We start from the raw sequence: 14087 nt of genomic DNA, 5'->3' as shown, positions 1-14087 counted from the left end.
TCGCCACCCCCCTGTTCGCCCCGGCGGCCCCAGGGGTCCGTTGCACGATGGCAAAACCCCCTGCAACCGGTCTGGATCACAGTTCTTGCTAAAACTTTCGGGGGATCTGTGCCATAATGCGCGCCATTTGACAGATCAACCGGGACATTCCAGTGCTTTCGAGTAACAACATCACCATGCAGTTCGGCGCCAAGCCGCTGTTTGAGAACATCAGCGTCAAGTTTGGCGGCGGCAACCGCTACGGCCTCATCGGTGCCAACGGCTGTGGCAAGTCCACTTTCATGAAGATCCTCGGCGGCGATCTGGAGCCCACTGGCGGTAATGTGAGCCTGGACGTCAACGAACGTATCGGTAAGCTGCGTCAGGATCAGTTTGCCTACGAAGAGATGCGCGTACTGGATGTGGTCATGATGGGTCACACCGAGCTGTGGGCCGCCATCGCCGAGCGCGATGCCATCTACGCCAACCTCGAAGCCACCGACGACGACTACATGAAGGCCGCCGAGCTGGAAGGCCTGGTCGCCGAGTATGACGGCTATACCGCCGAATCCCGCGCAGGCGAGCTGCTGCTGGGTGCCGGCATCCCCATCGAGCAGCACAACGGCCCGATGAGCGAAGTGGCGCCGGGCTGGAAACTGCGGGTGCTGCTGGCGCAGGCGCTCTTCTCCAACCCCGACATCCTGTTGCTGGACGAACCGACCAACAACCTGGACATCAACACCATCCGCTGGCTGGAACAGGTGCTCAACGATCGCGAGAGCACCATGATCATCATCTCTCACGACCGTCACTTCCTGAACTCCGTCTGCACCCACATGGCGGATCTGGACTACGGCGAGCTGCGGGTCTACCCGGGCAACTACGACGAGTACATGACGGCCGCCACCCAGGCCCGTGAGCGCCTGCTGGCCGACAACGCCAAGAAGAAGGCCCAGATCGCCGATCTGCAATCCTTCGTCTCGCGTTTCAGCGCCAACGCCTCCAAGTCCAGCCAGGCCACCTCCCGCCTCAAGCAGATCGACAAGATCAAGATTGAGGAAGTGAAGGTCTCCAGCCGGCAGAACCCCTTCATCCGCTTCGAGCAGGAGAAGAAGCTCTACCGCAACATCCTGGAGATCGAAGGAGTATCGAAAGGTTATGGCGAAGCCCCTCTGTTCAAGGGCCTCAACATGATGCTGGAAGTGGGCGAGAAGGTCGCCATTCTGGGGACCAACGGGATCGGTAAATCCACCCTGATCAAAACCCTGGTGGGCGCGCTGGCACCGGATACCGGCACCATCAAGTGGTCCGAAAACGCCCAGATCGGTTACTACGCCCAGGATCACGCCGAGGACTTCGACACCGACCTCAACGTGTTCGACTGGATGGCCCAGTGGAAACAGGAGAACGAAGATGAGCAGGCGGTACGCTCCGTACTGGGCCGTCTGCTGTTCTCCCAGGACGACATCAAGAAGCCGGTCAAGGTGCTCTCCGGTGGTGAGCAGGGCCGCATGCTGTTCGGCAAGCTGATGATGCAGCGCCCCAATATCCTGATCATGGATGAGCCGACCAACCACCTGGACATGGAATCCATCGAATCCTTGAACCTGGCGCTGGAGATGTACAAGGGCACCCTGATCTTCGTCTCCCACGACCGTGAGTTTGTCTCCTCCCTGGCGACCCGCATTCTGGAGCTGACTGAAGACGGTATCCGCGACTTCGGCGGCACCTACGAGGAGTACCTGCGCAGCCAGGGCGTGGTGTAACCCCTCGCAATGCAAAGAGAGAAGCCGGCGCCAGGTGCGCCGGTTTTTTTATGGGCGCCTCACGCTTCCGGGATTGTCCAGACGAGGTGGCCCGCTGGCTTGCCCAGCTATAATGGACGATAGCGGCGGCCCGCGTCCCCTCCCCCGGGTCTGCAACCCCGCTTCTCTTGCTCCCCCTTCTCCCGCAAGGAGGCAGTAGAAAAGCACAGAACACAAGTTGGCCGCGCAACCGGCCTCCCCCTCTCGCGCATAAAAAAACGGCCCCGTATCGGGGCCGTTTTCAAGCGGGAGCGGCGTCGGCTTACTCGACGGCCGCTTCCGCATCGGTGAAGTACTCGATCTTGGCCGCCTTGCGCAGTTCGTCGATGAGGGACTTGTAGTCCGCCTGGGCCTTGCCCTGGCCAAGCTGGCCTTGCAGCAGGCTCACCATCTGGGACGGCTCCTTGATCAGGTTGACCCTGTCAAGAGCCACCACCACGCGATCGCCGTTGGCCTCGGTCACCAGCTCCACGCTCGGCTTGCCATCCTTCGGATGGGGCATGCGGAAGGCCTGGGCCACCAGGTTCTGATCCATGTCCTGGGTGAAGCGGACGACGCCGTTGTGGGTCTCCACCTTCAGCCCGAGGGCGGTCAGATCGGCCTGGATATCCTCGCCGGCGTGCAGCTTGTCCAGCAAGCCCTGCGCCTTGCCGCGGGCCACTTCGCTCGCCTTGTCGTGCTTGATGGCCGCGATCACCTGCTCTTTCACCTCCGCCAGCGGCTTGGCCGCCTTCGGCTGGTGACCCATGATGTGCAGCACCAGCGCCTTGCCGTCGCCGAGCTCGATCACGTCGGAGTTGGTGTTGTCATCGCGCAGCTGCTCGGAGAAGGCCACAGAGAGCACCTTGGGATCGCTGAGCGGTGCCGGCGCATCGGCCTGGCTGAAATAGTCGGAGGAGACGACTTTCAGACCCATGGTCTCGGCGGTGAGATCCAGGGAGTCCGGGTTCTCGAAGCTGCTGTCGGCCATCTTCTGCTGCTCGGCAAAGAACTGCTCCTTGGCCTTGTCAGACTGCAGACGGGCGATGGTGTCGCTCTTCACATCGGCAAACGGCTTGGTCTTGGCAGGCTCGACCGCCAGCAGCTTGATGATGTGGAAACCGAACGGGCTCTTCACCACGGCAGAGAGATCCCCGGCCTTGGCCAGCGCGAAGGCGGCCTGCTCGAAGGCGGGATCCATCACCCCTTTCTCGAACCAGTCCAGCTCGCCGCCCTTCTTGGCGGAGAAGGTATCGGAAGACTCGGCCTTGGCCAGCTCGGCGAAGTCATCGCCGCCCTTGGCCTTGGCCAGCACGGCCTCGGCCTTCTGTTCGGCGGCCTTCTCATCCTTGCCAAACGGGATCAGGATATGAGCCACCTGGCGACGCTCGGCACGCTGGAACAGATCCTGATGCTGATCGTAGTAATCCTGGGCGTCCTGCTCGGTGACCTTGATGTTCTTGCCAAGATTGGCGGCATCCAGCAGCAGATAGTCGACCTTGACCTTCTCGTCGTTCATGAAGCGGCCGCTGTTGGCCTTGTAGAACTGCTCAATCTCGGCATCGCTGACCTCGACCCCGTCCACATAGGCGGAGGCGGCCAGGCGCACCAGGCGCAGATCCCGGGTCTGGTTGTAGAGCCGGTCGAGCTGCTCGGCCTCGCCCTTGAGGGCGAACTCTGAGCCCAGCACGGCCCCCATCAGTTGCTGGCGTACCATGTCCTGGCGCAGGGAGTCGCGGAACATCTCGGGGGTCATGCCGGCGCGGCGGATGAGCTGCAGGTAGCGGTCGTTGCTGAACTTGCCCTCTTCGGCAAACTCCGGCATGGCGACGATGGCCTGCTTGATCTGCTCGTCACTGACGCGCAGGCCCAGGGAGCGGGCCTTGTCATCGATCAGCGCCTGATCGATCAACCGGTCCAGCACGCCGCGACGGAACTGTTTCATGTAATCGGGGTTGGCGGCGAGCTGGTTGAAGGCCTCACCCATTTGGGATTCCATGCGGGCCCGCTCGTTGCGATAGGCATTCTCCAGTGCCGGGGCACTGATGTCATTGCCATTGACGGTGGCGGGGGCGGTACGGGCCGGGCCGTTGAGGTAGCTACCTACACCGGCCAAGGCAAAGGAGAGAATGATCAGGCCCAAGATAACCTTGGCTACCTTGCCCTGCGCCCCTTCGCGTAGTTTATCCAACATCATGTTTGTACTTATGCTCCCGAACTCGATGGGCGTAAAGAATGAAAAGGCGCACCGATTGCGATGCGCCTTGGTCAATCAGTATGAGGGAGAGCCCTCTCACTTGTCTGGTCAACGACCAAGGACGGTGCCGATGTGATATCAGCGACCGGCTTAGTTGACCGCGTCTTTCAGGGCCTTGCCGGCTTTGAAGGCAGGAACTTTACCGGCGGCGATTTCGATGGTCGCACCAGTTTGCGGGTTACGGCCAGAACGGGCGGCACGCTCGCGCACGGCGAAAGTACCGAAGCCAACCAGTGCAACCTGGTCACCCTCTTTCAGAGCTTCGCCCACGGCATCGATGAAGGCATCCAGCGCACGGCCAGCGGCAGCTTTGGAGATATCAGCACCGTCTGCAATCTTGTCAATCAGTTGAGATTTATTCACTCTTATATTCCCCTTTTATCGAACATCGCTGCGGCGCTGATTTCCCTGGCCACAACAAGTGGAGGTTTTATAACAAGCCTCCTGATCAGTTGCAAGTGACAATCTGGCGCAAACCCGCGCCACATCACGCCTTGCGACTCATCATGAGTACCCGATCGGTGGTCAAGGCTACTTCCGTTGTCCGGCGCATGCAAGCCTTAACCACCCCCCGAATGCGCCAAATTTGCGGCGCATCAACATTTACACGACAGAAACGCGTTCGAAACCCTGCGGATTGTCCTGCAGCGCCAGTGCAAGCACCTCGTCAATCCAGCGAACCGGATAGATTTCAAGATCTTGTTTGACATTGGCCGGGATCTCCTCGAGGTCACGCTCGTTCTCTTTCGGGATGAGCACCCGCTTGATGCCGCCACGGTGGGCCGCCAGCAGCTTCTCCTTGAGACCACCGATGGGCAGCACCTCGCCGCGCAGGGTGATCTCCCCGGTCATGGCCACGTCGGCGCGCACCGGGTTGCCGGTCAGGCTGGAGACCAGGGCGGTACACATGGCGATACCGGCGCTCGGGCCGTCTTTCGGGGTCGCCCCCTCCGGCACGTGCACGTGGATGTCGCGCTTCTCGTAGAAGTCGCCGTTGATGCGCAGCTTCTCGGCACGGGCCCGCACCACCGTCATGGCGGCCTGGATGGACTCCTGCATCACGTCACCGAGGGAGCCGGTGTAGGTGAGCTTGCCCTTGCCCGGCATGTTGGTGGTCTCGATGGTGAGCAGATCGCCCCCCACCTCGGTCCAGGCCAGGCCGCAGACCTGACCGATCTGGTTCTGATCGGTGGCCTTGCCGTAGTCGAAGCGCTGCACCCCGAGGAACTCCTTGAGGTTCTCCTGATTGACCAGGACATGCTTGATGCTCTTGTCCAACAGGATGCGTTTGACTGCCTTGCGACAGATCTTGGAGATCTCGCGCTCCAGGCTGCGCACCCCCGCCTCGCGGGTGTAGTAGCGAATAACGCCGATCAGCGCCGAGTCTTCGATGGTGATCTCGGACTCTTTCAGGCCGTTGCGCTGGATCTGCTTGGCCACCAGGTGCTGCTTGGCGATGTTGAGCTTCTCGTCCTCGGTGTAACCGGACAGGCGGATCACCTCCATCCGATCCAGCAGTGGACCCGGGATGTTCATGGAGTTGGAGGTGGCCACGAACATCACGTCCGACAGGTCATAATCCACTTCCAGGTAGTGATCGTTGAAGCTGTTGTTCTGCTCGGGATCCAGCACCTCCAGCAGGGCGGAGGCGGGATCGCCGCGCATGTCCGAGCTCATCTTGTCGATCTCGTCGAGCAGGAACAGCGGGTTCTTCACCCCGACCTTGGCCATCTTCTGGATGAGCTTGCCGGGCATGGAGCCGATGTAGGTGCGACGGTGACCGCGGATCTCCGCCTCGTCACGCACACCACCGAGCGCCATGCGCACGTATTTGCGACCGGTCGCCTTGGCGATGGACTGACCGAGCGAGGTCTTGCCCACGCCGGGAGGCCCGACCAGGCAGAGGATGGGGCCCTTGAGCTTGTTGACCCGCGCCTGCACCGCCAGATACTCGAGGATGCGATCCTTGACCTTCTCCAGGCCATAGTGATCCGCGTCCAGCACCTCTTGGGCCTTGGCGAGATCCTTCTTGACCTTGGAGCGGGCCTTCCAGGGCACCTGCACCATCCAGTCGACGTAGCTGCGCACCACAGTGGCTTCCGCCGACATGGGGGACATCATCTTCAACTTGGCGAGTTCGGCCAGCGCCTTCTCACGGGCATCCTCCGGCATCCCCGCCTCGTCAATCTTGCGATTGAGGGCTTCGAATTCGTCCGGGCTGTCTTCCAGCTCACCCAGCTCTTTCTGGATGGCCTTCATCTGCTCGTTGAGGTAGTACTCGCGCTGGCTCTTCTCCATCTGCTTCTTGACCCGGGAGCGGATACGCTTCTCGACCTGCAAGAGGTCGATCTCCGACTCCATCATGGCCATCAGAAACTCGATGCGCTCGGACACGGAGGCGATTTCCAGCACCTTCTGCTTGTCTTCGAGCTTGAGCGGCATGTGCGCGGCCATGGTGTCGGCCAGGCGGGCGGCATCGTCGATCGCCGAGATCGAGGTGAGCACCTCGGGCGGGATCTTCTTGTTGAGCTTGATGTAACCTTCGAACTGGCCGATGGCGGAGCGCACCAGCACATCCTGGTCCTTCTCCTCGATGGGGGAGGATGCGATGTACTGCGCCTCGCCGACGAAGAAGTCGCGATCGTCGATCATCCGCTCGAGGCGGGCACGCTGGCTCCCTTCCACCAGCACCTTGACGGTGCCGTCCGGCAGCTTGAGCATTTGCAAAATATTGGCCACTGTCCCGACGGAGAAGATCTCCTCCACCGTTGGCTCGTCAGTAGACGCATCCTTCTGGGCCACCAGCAGGACTTTCTTGTCCTGCTCCATGGCCGCTTCCAGACAGCGAATGGATTTTTCCCGCCCCACAAAGAGTGGAATGACCATGTGGGGGTAAACCACCACGTCACGAAGAGGCAGGACGGGAATCTCGATGCGTTCTGAACGCTCTAGGTTCATATATGTCCTCTCGGCTTGTTATACCGTTGGCAAAGCGCTTGGCTGAGTATATGGGGGCGCAAAGATGAGATTCAATCGCCTTGGCCGTAAAAAGCATGAAAGGGGCAAAAAGCCCCTTTATGTGATTAAAAATCAGACAGTTACTCTGAGGCTGCGGCCTGAGTCTCGGGATTGTCGTAGATCATCAGGGGCGCGGAGTCTCCCTTGATCACCGTCTCGTCGATCACCACCTTGCTGACCCCTTTCAGGGACGGCAGGTCATACATGGTGTCAAGCAGCACGGCTTCGACGATGGATCTCAGACCGCGGGCACCGGTCTTGCGCTCCATGGCCTTGCGGGCGATGGCGTTCAGAGCGTCGTCACGGAACTCCAGCTCCACTTCTTCCAGAGCAAACAGCGCGGCATACTGCTTGGTCAGCGCGTTCTTCGGCTCTTTCAGAATCTGGATGAGAGCGGCCTCGTCCAGCTCGGTCAGGGTCGCGACCACCGGCAGACGACCGATGAACTCGGGGATGAGACCGTACTTGATGAGATCTTCCGGCTCCACCTTGGCAAAGTTCTCACTCAGGGTTGCCTTGGCATTCTTGGATTTCACCTCGGCGCCAAAACCGATGCCGGTCCCCTTGACGGAGCGCTGCTCGATCACCTTGTCCAGCCCCGCAAAGGCGCCGCCACAGATGAAGAGGATCTTGGAGGTGTCGACCTGCAGGAACTCCTGCTGCGGGTGCTTGCGACCACCTTGGGGCGGCACTGAGGCAATGGTGCCCTCGATCAGCTTCAGCAGTGCCTGCTGCACCCCTTCCCCGGAGACGTCGCGGGTGATGGAGGGGTTGTCCGACTTGCGGGAGATCTTGTCGATCTCGTCGATGTAGACGATGCCGCGCTGGGCCTTCTCCACATCGTAGTCACACTTTTGCAGCAACTTCTGGATGATGTTCTCCACGTCCTCGCCCACGTAACCGGCTTCGGTCAAGGTGGTGGCATCGGCCATGGTGAAGGGGACATCCAGCAGGCGTGCCAGCGTCTCGGCCAGCAGGGTCTTGCCGCTGCCGGTCGGGCCGATCAGCAGGATGTTGGACTTGCCCAGCTCCACGCCACCGGACTCGCTGCCGCTGCGCAGACGCTTGTAGTGGTTGTAGACAGCGACCGCCAGCACCTTCTTGGCGTACTCCTGCCCGATCACGTAGTCGTCCAGATGGGCGCGGATTTCATGAGGGGTCGGCAGGTCGCTACCATCGCGCTTGGGAGAGATCTCGCGGATCTCCTCGCGGATGATGTCGTTGCACAGCTCGACACACTCATCACATACGTAGACGGAAGGGCCAGCGATCAGCTTGCGCACTTCATGCTGGCTTTTGCCGCAGAAAGAGCAATACAGCAGCTTGTCGCCCTCACCCTTGCGTTTCTCTGTCATTCAGCGACCTCGTTTTATCAATAGAGGATGGATCGTCCTGTTGAGTTTACAACAGGACGGGATACCCTGCTCAGCCGCGCTGGCTCAGGATGCCGTCAACCAGACCATAGGCCACGGCCTGCTCCGCCGACATGAAGTTGTCACGGTCGGTGTCGCGCTCGATGGTGGCCATGTCCTGGCCGGTATGGAACGCCAGACGATCGTTCAGGGTATTCTTGATTTTCAGGATCTCCTGGGCATGGATCTGGATGTCAGAAGCCTGACCCTGGAAGCCGCCCAGCGGCTGGTGGATCATCACACGGGCATTGGGCAGGCAGAAACGCTTGCCCTTGGCGCCACCGGCCAGCAGGAAGGCCCCCATGGAGCAGGCTTGCCCCATGCAGACGGTGCTGACATCCGGTTTGATGAACTGCATGGTGTCATAGATGGACATACCCGCAGTGACGGCGCCACCTGGCGAGTTGATGTAGATGCTGATGTCCTGATCCGGATTCTCGGACTCCAGGAACAGCAACTGGGCCACCACCAGGTTCGCCATGTGGTCCTCGACCTGTCCGGTCAAGAAGATCACCCGCTCCTTGAGCAGACGGGAATAGATGTCGTAGGAACGCTCACCCTTAGCCGTCTGCTCGACCACCATAGGGATGAGCGCATTGCGTGGGGATTCAGTCACATCGTTATAGTTCTTGTACATAAGGCATTGTCCCTAAAATAAAATGGCCCGAGTGGAGATCACACGAGCCATTATACTTAACAGTTTTGACCTTAAGTCAAATGTTCTTAGGCAGCGGCACCGGACTTGTTGATCACTTCGTCGAAGGCCACTTCTTTCTCGGTCACTTGCGCCTTGGACAGGATCAGATCGATGGCTTGATCTTCAATGGCCAGGTTGCGCACGCCGTTCAGCATCTGCTCGTTCTGCTGGTAGTACTCGATCACTTCCTTCGGATCTTCGTAGGCAGTGGCCATGGACTCGATGATGCTGGTCACACGGGCTTCGTCAGCCTTGATCTCGTTGGTGCGGATCACATCGCCCAGCAGCAGGCCAACGCGTACGCGACGTTCGGCCTGGGCCTGGAACAGCTCGGCCGGCAGCTCGGGGGCGTTGCCGCCCTGGAAGCCACCGAAACGCTGCAGAGCCTGCTGACGCAGGGTGTCGATTTCCTGGGCAACGGCAGCCTTCGGCAGATCGATCTGGTTAGCTTCAACCAGGCCGTTTAGCACCTGCTCTTTCACGCTGTTTTTCAGGGCCTGGGCCAGTTCGCGTTCCATATTCTTGCGCACTTCGGCTTTCAGCTCTTCAACGCTGCCGCTCTCGATGCCGAAACGCTTGACGAACTCTTCGGTCAGTTCGGGCAGGATCTGCTCTTCAACCTTGTGCAGCTTGGAAGCGAACTTGGCAGCCTTGCCCTTCAGGGCTTCGGCGTGGTAGTCGGCCGGGAAGGTCACGTCGATGGTGAACTCGTCGCCCGCTTTCTTGCCCAGAATGGCGTCTTCGAAGCCCGGGATCATGCGACCGGCGCCCAGTTCCAGCGTGAAGCCTTCGGCCTTGCCGCCGTCAAACTCTTCACCGTCGATGGAGCCGACGAAGTCCAGGGTCACGCGCATGCCGTTGGCGGCAACTGCGTCAGTTTCGGACCAGGTGGCGTGCTGCTTGCGCAGGGTGTCGATCATGTTGGCCAGATCGGTATCCTTGACGGAGGCAACCGGCTTCTCGACCTTGATGCTCTCCAGACCGGCGATCTCGAACTCCGGGTACACTTCGAAGGTAGCGGTGAATTCGAAGTCCTGGCCTTCCTTGATCTCTTTCGGATCCATGGTCGGCGCACCGGCCGGGCTCAGTTTGTTCTCGATGATGGCCTTGATGAAGTTGTTCTGCATCATTTCATCGGCAACACGGGCGTGAGCCATGGCACCGAACATCTTCTTGATGATGGCAACCGGAGCCTTGCCAGGACGGAAACCGTCGATGCGACGAGTCTTGGCCAGGCCATTCAATTCTTTGCGCACGGCGGCGTCAACGGTAGCGGCCGGTACAGTGATGGTAAGACGGCGTTCCAGACCCTGGGTTGTCTCTACAGAAACTTGCATTCTTTTACCTCGTTCAACTCAGCACTGTGTGCTGACCCTTTATTGCCCCCGGGCGAACCCGGAGTCTTCCTGTTTATAAAGACAACGACTGTCTTTGTGATGAGAAAATATGACGCGACATTATAGCGGCGTGCAGTGGTCGCGTCGAGCCGCACGTCCCCCATCCGGGGCACAGACAGCACAATTTGCGCAAGACTTTCTCCTATATGGGGAAGCCTTGCACCGAGTTCAAGCAATCGATCCGCAATAATTTGCACTGGCTCACTCTTTTTCACGGCGAACGGGCCATTTTGATCGCCATCCTGCCCCAATCGACCGCCAAAATGGCGTGTTGCGACCCAAATTGTCCACCTTCTCGCCTGTGCCATTGCGTCCCCCGGCAGGGCTCGCTATGGTGACAACCAATTAACGTGCTGTTGGAGTCACCCACATGTCCTTTTTCCGCTTCTTGTTCAATCTGCTCTGGTTCGTACTGGGAGGCGTCTTCATGGGGCTGGCCTGGTGGCTGGCGGGGCTGCTCTGCTTCGTCTCCCTCATCGGGATCCCCTGGGGGCGCGCCTGCTTCGTCATCGGCACCTTCACCTTCTTCCCGTTTGGCAAGCAGGCGGTAAGCCGCAAGGCCATGACGGGCCAGAGCGACATCGGCACCGGCGCGCTCGGGATGATCGGCAACATCCTCTGGTTCGTGCTGATCGGTGTCTGGCTCGCCATCGGCCACATCGCCTCGGCGCTGGCCTGTTTCGTCACCATCGTCGGCATCCCGTTCGGCATCCAGCATCTCAAGCTGGCGCTCATCAGCCTGGCCCCCATCGGCCAGATGATAGTGACCAACCATGAGGCGGAGTCGGGCCGCTATATTCGCTGAGGGCGATGCCTGGAACCGAAAAAAAGGGCAGACTAGGGTCTGCCCTTTTCATTTCCCAGTTCGAGGCCCCCATGCTCCCCAGCCACTTCTTCGCCAACCTCTCCCGCATGCGGCTCATCTACCGCTGGCCGCTGATGCGCAACATCCAGCCCGAGAACATCGCCGAGCACAGCCTGCAGGTGGCCATGGTGGCCCATGCCCTCGGCGTCATCGGCAACCGGCTGTTCGGCGGCCATGTCGATGCCGATCGCGCCGCCGTCATGGCCCTCTACCACGACGGCAGCGAGGTGCTGACCGGGGATCTGCCCACCCCGGTCAAGTATTTCAATCCCGAGATTGCCCGGGAATACAAGAAGATCGAGCTCGCGGCCGAGCAGCGCCTGCTGGGGATGCTGCCGCCTGAGCTGGTGGAGGATTTTCGCCCCCTGCTCGACTCGGCAGCCCAGGATGACGACCTCGCCCGACTGGTGAAGGACGCCGACACCCTCTGCGCCTACACCAAGTGCCTGGAGGAGTTGAGCGTCGGCAACCGGGAGTTCGAGCCGGCGCGCAAGCGCCTCGAACAGATGCTGACCGAGCGGATGAACCCGCCCATGCGCTACTTTATCGATGTCTTTGTGCCGAGCTTCTCGCTTCCCCTGGACGAGCTGAACGCCCATTGACCCCCGCAAATGCGAAGGGCCCGTCGGCAATGCCGGCGGGCCCTTCTTTATTTTGACACCGTGGTGGTGTCCGGATCAGTGTCCCAGCTCCCGCGACGGCACCAGGCCGCTCGCCCGCCAGGCGGGGTAGAGGGTCGCCACCAGGCTCATCAGGATGGCCGCACCTGTCACTATGCCCACGTCCTGCATGTGCAGCTCGGTGGGCAGGAAGTCGATGAAGTAGATGTCCGGGTTGAGGAAACGGTGGCCGATCACCCCTTCGATGGCGCCCAGGATCTGGGTCAGCTTGCTGGAGAGCAGGCCGCCGAGCAGGGCGCCCAGGAGGGCACCCGCCACCCCGTTCACCATGCCCTGGATGACGAAGGTGAGCCGGATCTGGCCGGGACTCGCCCCCATGGTCTTGAGGATGGCGATTTCGCTGCGCTTCTCGTTCACCGCCATCACCAGGGTGGAGACGATGTTGAAACAGGCCACCGCCACCACCATCAGCATCACCACGTACATCACGGTGCGCACCATCTGGATGTCCTGATAGAGATAGCCCTGGCGGCTCATCCAGCTGCTGATGTAGACGTAGTGCGGGAATTTCTGGGCCGCCGCCACCGTGATGGACTGCGCCTTGAGCACGTCGCTCACCTTGAGGCTGAAGCCCTCCACGGCGCTACCCATGCCGGTGATGGCCTGGGCGTCGGCCAGATGCATGAAACCGAGCAGGCCGTCGAGCTGGCCGCCGATCTCGAGCAGGCCCACCACCTTGAGCACCTCCCGCTTCGGGTTCTTGATGCCGGTAGCATCGCCCCCCTGGGGCAGCAGCAGGGCGACCGAGTCCCCTATCTTGACCCCCAGCTTGTCGGCGATGGTCTTGCCGAGGATGAGGCCGTGCTCGCCCGCCTGCAGTTCGCGAAAGCCTCGCCCCGTCATGTACTTGCCCGCATCGGACAGATTGGCCTCGAGCTCGGGCAGCACGGCACGCACCTGCACCCCCTTGATCGCCGAGCCGTGCTCCAGCAGGCCGTCCAGGCGAATGACGGGGGCAGCCGCCTCGATCCCCGGCTGGGCCAGCAGGTAATCTCTGAGCCTCGGCCAGTCCGGCAGCGGCGCCTCCATGCCGATGAGCTCGCCGTGGGGCACCACGGAGAGCACCCGGTTCTTGAGCTCCCGCTCGAAGCCGTTCATGGCGGAGAGCCCCAGGATCAGCGCCATCACCCCGAGGGCGATGCCGATGAGGGAGGAGGCCGAGATAAAGGCGATGAAACCGTTGCGACGGCGGGAGCGGCTGTAACGCAGGCCCAGGAAGAGGGGCAGCGGCTTGAACATCAGGCGACCTCCGCCATGATGCCGCTCACCAGGGTCACCCGCCGGTGCAGCTTGGCGGCCAGGCTCAAGTCATGGGTGACCACCACGAACGCCGTGCCGAGCTCGCGGTTGAGCTCGCACAGAAGCTCGTAGACGGCGGTGGCGCTGGCGTGGTCCAGGTTGCCGGTGGGCTCGTCCGCCAGCACTAGGCTGGGCTCGTTGACCAGCGCCCGGGCGATGGCCACCCGCTGGCGCTCGCCGCCGGAGAGCTCGGACGGACGGTGGTGGAGGCGATGGGAGAGCCCCACCCGTCCCAGCATCCTGCTCGCCTTCTCGGTGGCGACCGCCACCGACTCACCGGCGATCAGCAGCGGCATGGCGGCATTTTCCAGCGCGCTGAACTCGGAGAGCAGGTGGTGGAACTGATAGACGAAACCCAGCTCCTGGTTGCGGAATCTGGCCTGGGTACGGCTGTCCCAGCCATGGATGTCCTGCCCCTTGAACAGCACGGTGCCGCTGGAGGGGTTGTCCAGCGCCCCCATCAGGTGCAGCAGGGTGGTCTTGCCCGAGCCCGAGCTCCCCACCACCGCCAGCATTTCGCCGGGGGCGACACAGAGATCGATCCCCTTGAGCACCTGGGTCTCCAGATTGCCCTCTTTGTAGACATGGTTGAGGGCCTGGCAGCGCAGCAGCGGCTCACGGGACTGGGGTTGATTCATACAGGGGACTCCACATATACCAGTCACGACGCCGGCACTCGCACCGGGGGTCGCAACAGAA

11 protein-coding genes are annotated in these 14087 nt (G+C 61.1%); 3 read left to right on the top strand and 8 right to left on the bottom strand.

Going from position 1 to position 14087, the window contains the following annotated elements; translation table 11 throughout:
• Positions 1 to 152: 152 nt before the first annotated feature.
• Complete coding sequence (locus BN1132_RS05060; protein ID WP_042075573.1) at positions 153 to 1745, top strand: ABC-F family ATPase; 1593 nt, start codon at positions 153 to 155, stop codon at positions 1743 to 1745.
• Between the two features lie 301 nt (positions 1746 to 2046).
• Here BN1132_RS05060 and ppiD read toward each other — a convergent pair whose 3' ends face one another.
• The 6 genes from ppiD to tig all read right to left on the bottom strand — a co-directional run bounded on the left by ppiD (position 2047) and on the right by tig (position 10484).
• Complete coding sequence (ppiD, locus tag BN1132_RS05055) at positions 2047 to 3960, bottom strand: peptidylprolyl isomerase (protein WP_042075570.1); 1914 nt, start codon at positions 3958 to 3960, stop codon at positions 2047 to 2049.
• Positions 3961 to 4110: 150 nt separating this feature from the next.
• Complete coding sequence (hupB, locus tag BN1132_RS19340) at positions 4111 to 4383, bottom strand: nucleoid-associated protein HU-beta (protein ID WP_005315375.1); 273 nt, start codon at positions 4381 to 4383, stop codon at positions 4111 to 4113.
• Positions 4384 to 4623: 240 nt separating this feature from the next.
• Positions 4624 to 6978: an endopeptidase La gene (lon, locus tag BN1132_RS05045; protein WP_042075567.1), complete on the bottom strand. Its 2355-nt coding sequence runs from the start codon at positions 6976 to 6978 to the stop codon at positions 4624 to 4626.
• 140 nt (positions 6979 to 7118) lie between these two features.
• Complete coding sequence (gene clpX / locus BN1132_RS05040; protein ID WP_042075566.1) at positions 7119 to 8393, bottom strand: ATP-dependent protease ATP-binding subunit ClpX; 1275 nt, start codon at positions 8391 to 8393, stop codon at positions 7119 to 7121.
• A 70-nt stretch (positions 8394 to 8463) separates the two neighbouring features.
• Entirely contained in the window at positions 8464 to 9087 is a 624-nt protein-coding gene (gene clpP, locus BN1132_RS05035) for an ATP-dependent Clp endopeptidase proteolytic subunit ClpP (protein ID WP_005324106.1), read from the bottom strand.
• An 86-nt stretch (positions 9088 to 9173) separates the two neighbouring features.
• Positions 9174 to 10484 (bottom strand): trigger factor, encoded by a 1311-nt coding sequence (gene tig, locus BN1132_RS05030; protein WP_042075565.1) that lies wholly within the window; start codon positions 10482 to 10484, stop codon positions 9174 to 9176.
• Positions 10485 to 10914: 430 nt separating this feature from the next.
• Between tig and BN1132_RS05025 the strand changes: the two genes are divergently transcribed.
• Positions 10915 to 11349 carry a YccF domain-containing protein gene (locus BN1132_RS05025; RefSeq protein WP_042075563.1) on the top strand — a complete coding sequence of 145 codons (435 nt, stop codon included), beginning with the start codon at positions 10915 to 10917 and terminating at the stop codon, positions 11347 to 11349.
• A 71-nt stretch (positions 11350 to 11420) separates the two neighbouring features.
• Positions 11421 to 12011 (top strand): 5'-deoxynucleotidase, encoded by a 591-nt coding sequence (gene yfbR / locus BN1132_RS05020; RefSeq protein ID WP_042075561.1) that lies wholly within the window; start codon positions 11421 to 11423, stop codon positions 12009 to 12011.
• A gap of 75 nt (positions 12012 to 12086) precedes the next feature.
• Here yfbR and lolE read toward each other — a convergent pair whose 3' ends face one another.
• Together lolE and lolD are read right to left on the bottom strand one after the other, a co-directional pair.
• Positions 12087 to 13328, bottom strand: coding sequence for a lipoprotein-releasing ABC transporter permease subunit LolE (gene lolE, locus BN1132_RS05015; RefSeq protein ID WP_042075558.1), 1242 nt, complete (start codon positions 13326 to 13328; stop codon positions 12087 to 12089).
• Positions 13328 to 14026 carry a lipoprotein-releasing ABC transporter ATP-binding protein LolD gene (gene lolD, locus BN1132_RS05010; RefSeq protein WP_042075556.1) on the bottom strand — a complete coding sequence of 233 codons (699 nt, stop codon included), beginning with the start codon at positions 14024 to 14026 and terminating at the stop codon, positions 13328 to 13330. The genes lolE and lolD overlap by 1 nt, the downstream gene beginning before the upstream one ends.
• Between the last annotated feature and the right edge of the window lie 61 nt (positions 14027 to 14087).

The sequence above is a fragment of the Aeromonas sanarellii genome (genome assembly GCF_000820085.1).
GTDB classification, from domain to species: Bacteria; Pseudomonadota; Gammaproteobacteria; order Enterobacterales; family Aeromonadaceae; genus Aeromonas; species Aeromonas sanarellii.
This window is presented reverse-complemented; position numbering and strand designations above follow the sequence as displayed.

Excerpts from the sequence above, each read along its gene's own strand:
- lolE (WP_042075558.1), bottom strand. The coding sequence starts at position 13,328 with ATGTTCAAGCCGCTGCCCCTCTTCCTGGGCCTGCGTTACAGCCGCTCC.
- tig (WP_042075565.1), bottom strand. The coding sequence starts at position 10,484 with ATGCAAGTTTCTGTAGAGACAACCCAGGGTCTGGAACGCCGTCTTACC.
- clpX (WP_042075566.1), bottom strand. The coding sequence starts at position 8,393 with ATGACAGAGAAACGCAAGGGTGAGGGCGACAAGCTGCTGTATTGCTCT.
- ppiD (WP_042075570.1), bottom strand. The coding sequence starts at position 3,960 with ATGATGTTGGATAAACTACGCGAAGGGGCGCAGGGCAAGGTAGCCAAG.
- lon (WP_042075567.1), bottom strand. The coding sequence starts at position 6,978 with ATGAACCTAGAGCGTTCAGAACGCATCGAGATTCCCGTCCTGCCTCTT.
- clpP (WP_005324106.1), bottom strand. The coding sequence starts at position 9,087 with ATGTACAAGAACTATAACGATGTGACTGAATCCCCACGCAATGCGCTC.
- yfbR (WP_042075561.1), top strand. The coding sequence starts at position 11,421 with ATGCTCCCCAGCCACTTCTTCGCCAACCTCTCCCGCATGCGGCTCATC.
- lolD (WP_042075556.1), bottom strand. The coding sequence starts at position 14,026 with ATGAATCAACCCCAGTCCCGTGAGCCGCTGCTGCGCTGCCAGGCCCTC.
- BN1132_RS05025 (WP_042075563.1), top strand. The coding sequence starts at position 10,915 with ATGTCCTTTTTCCGCTTCTTGTTCAATCTGCTCTGGTTCGTACTGGGA.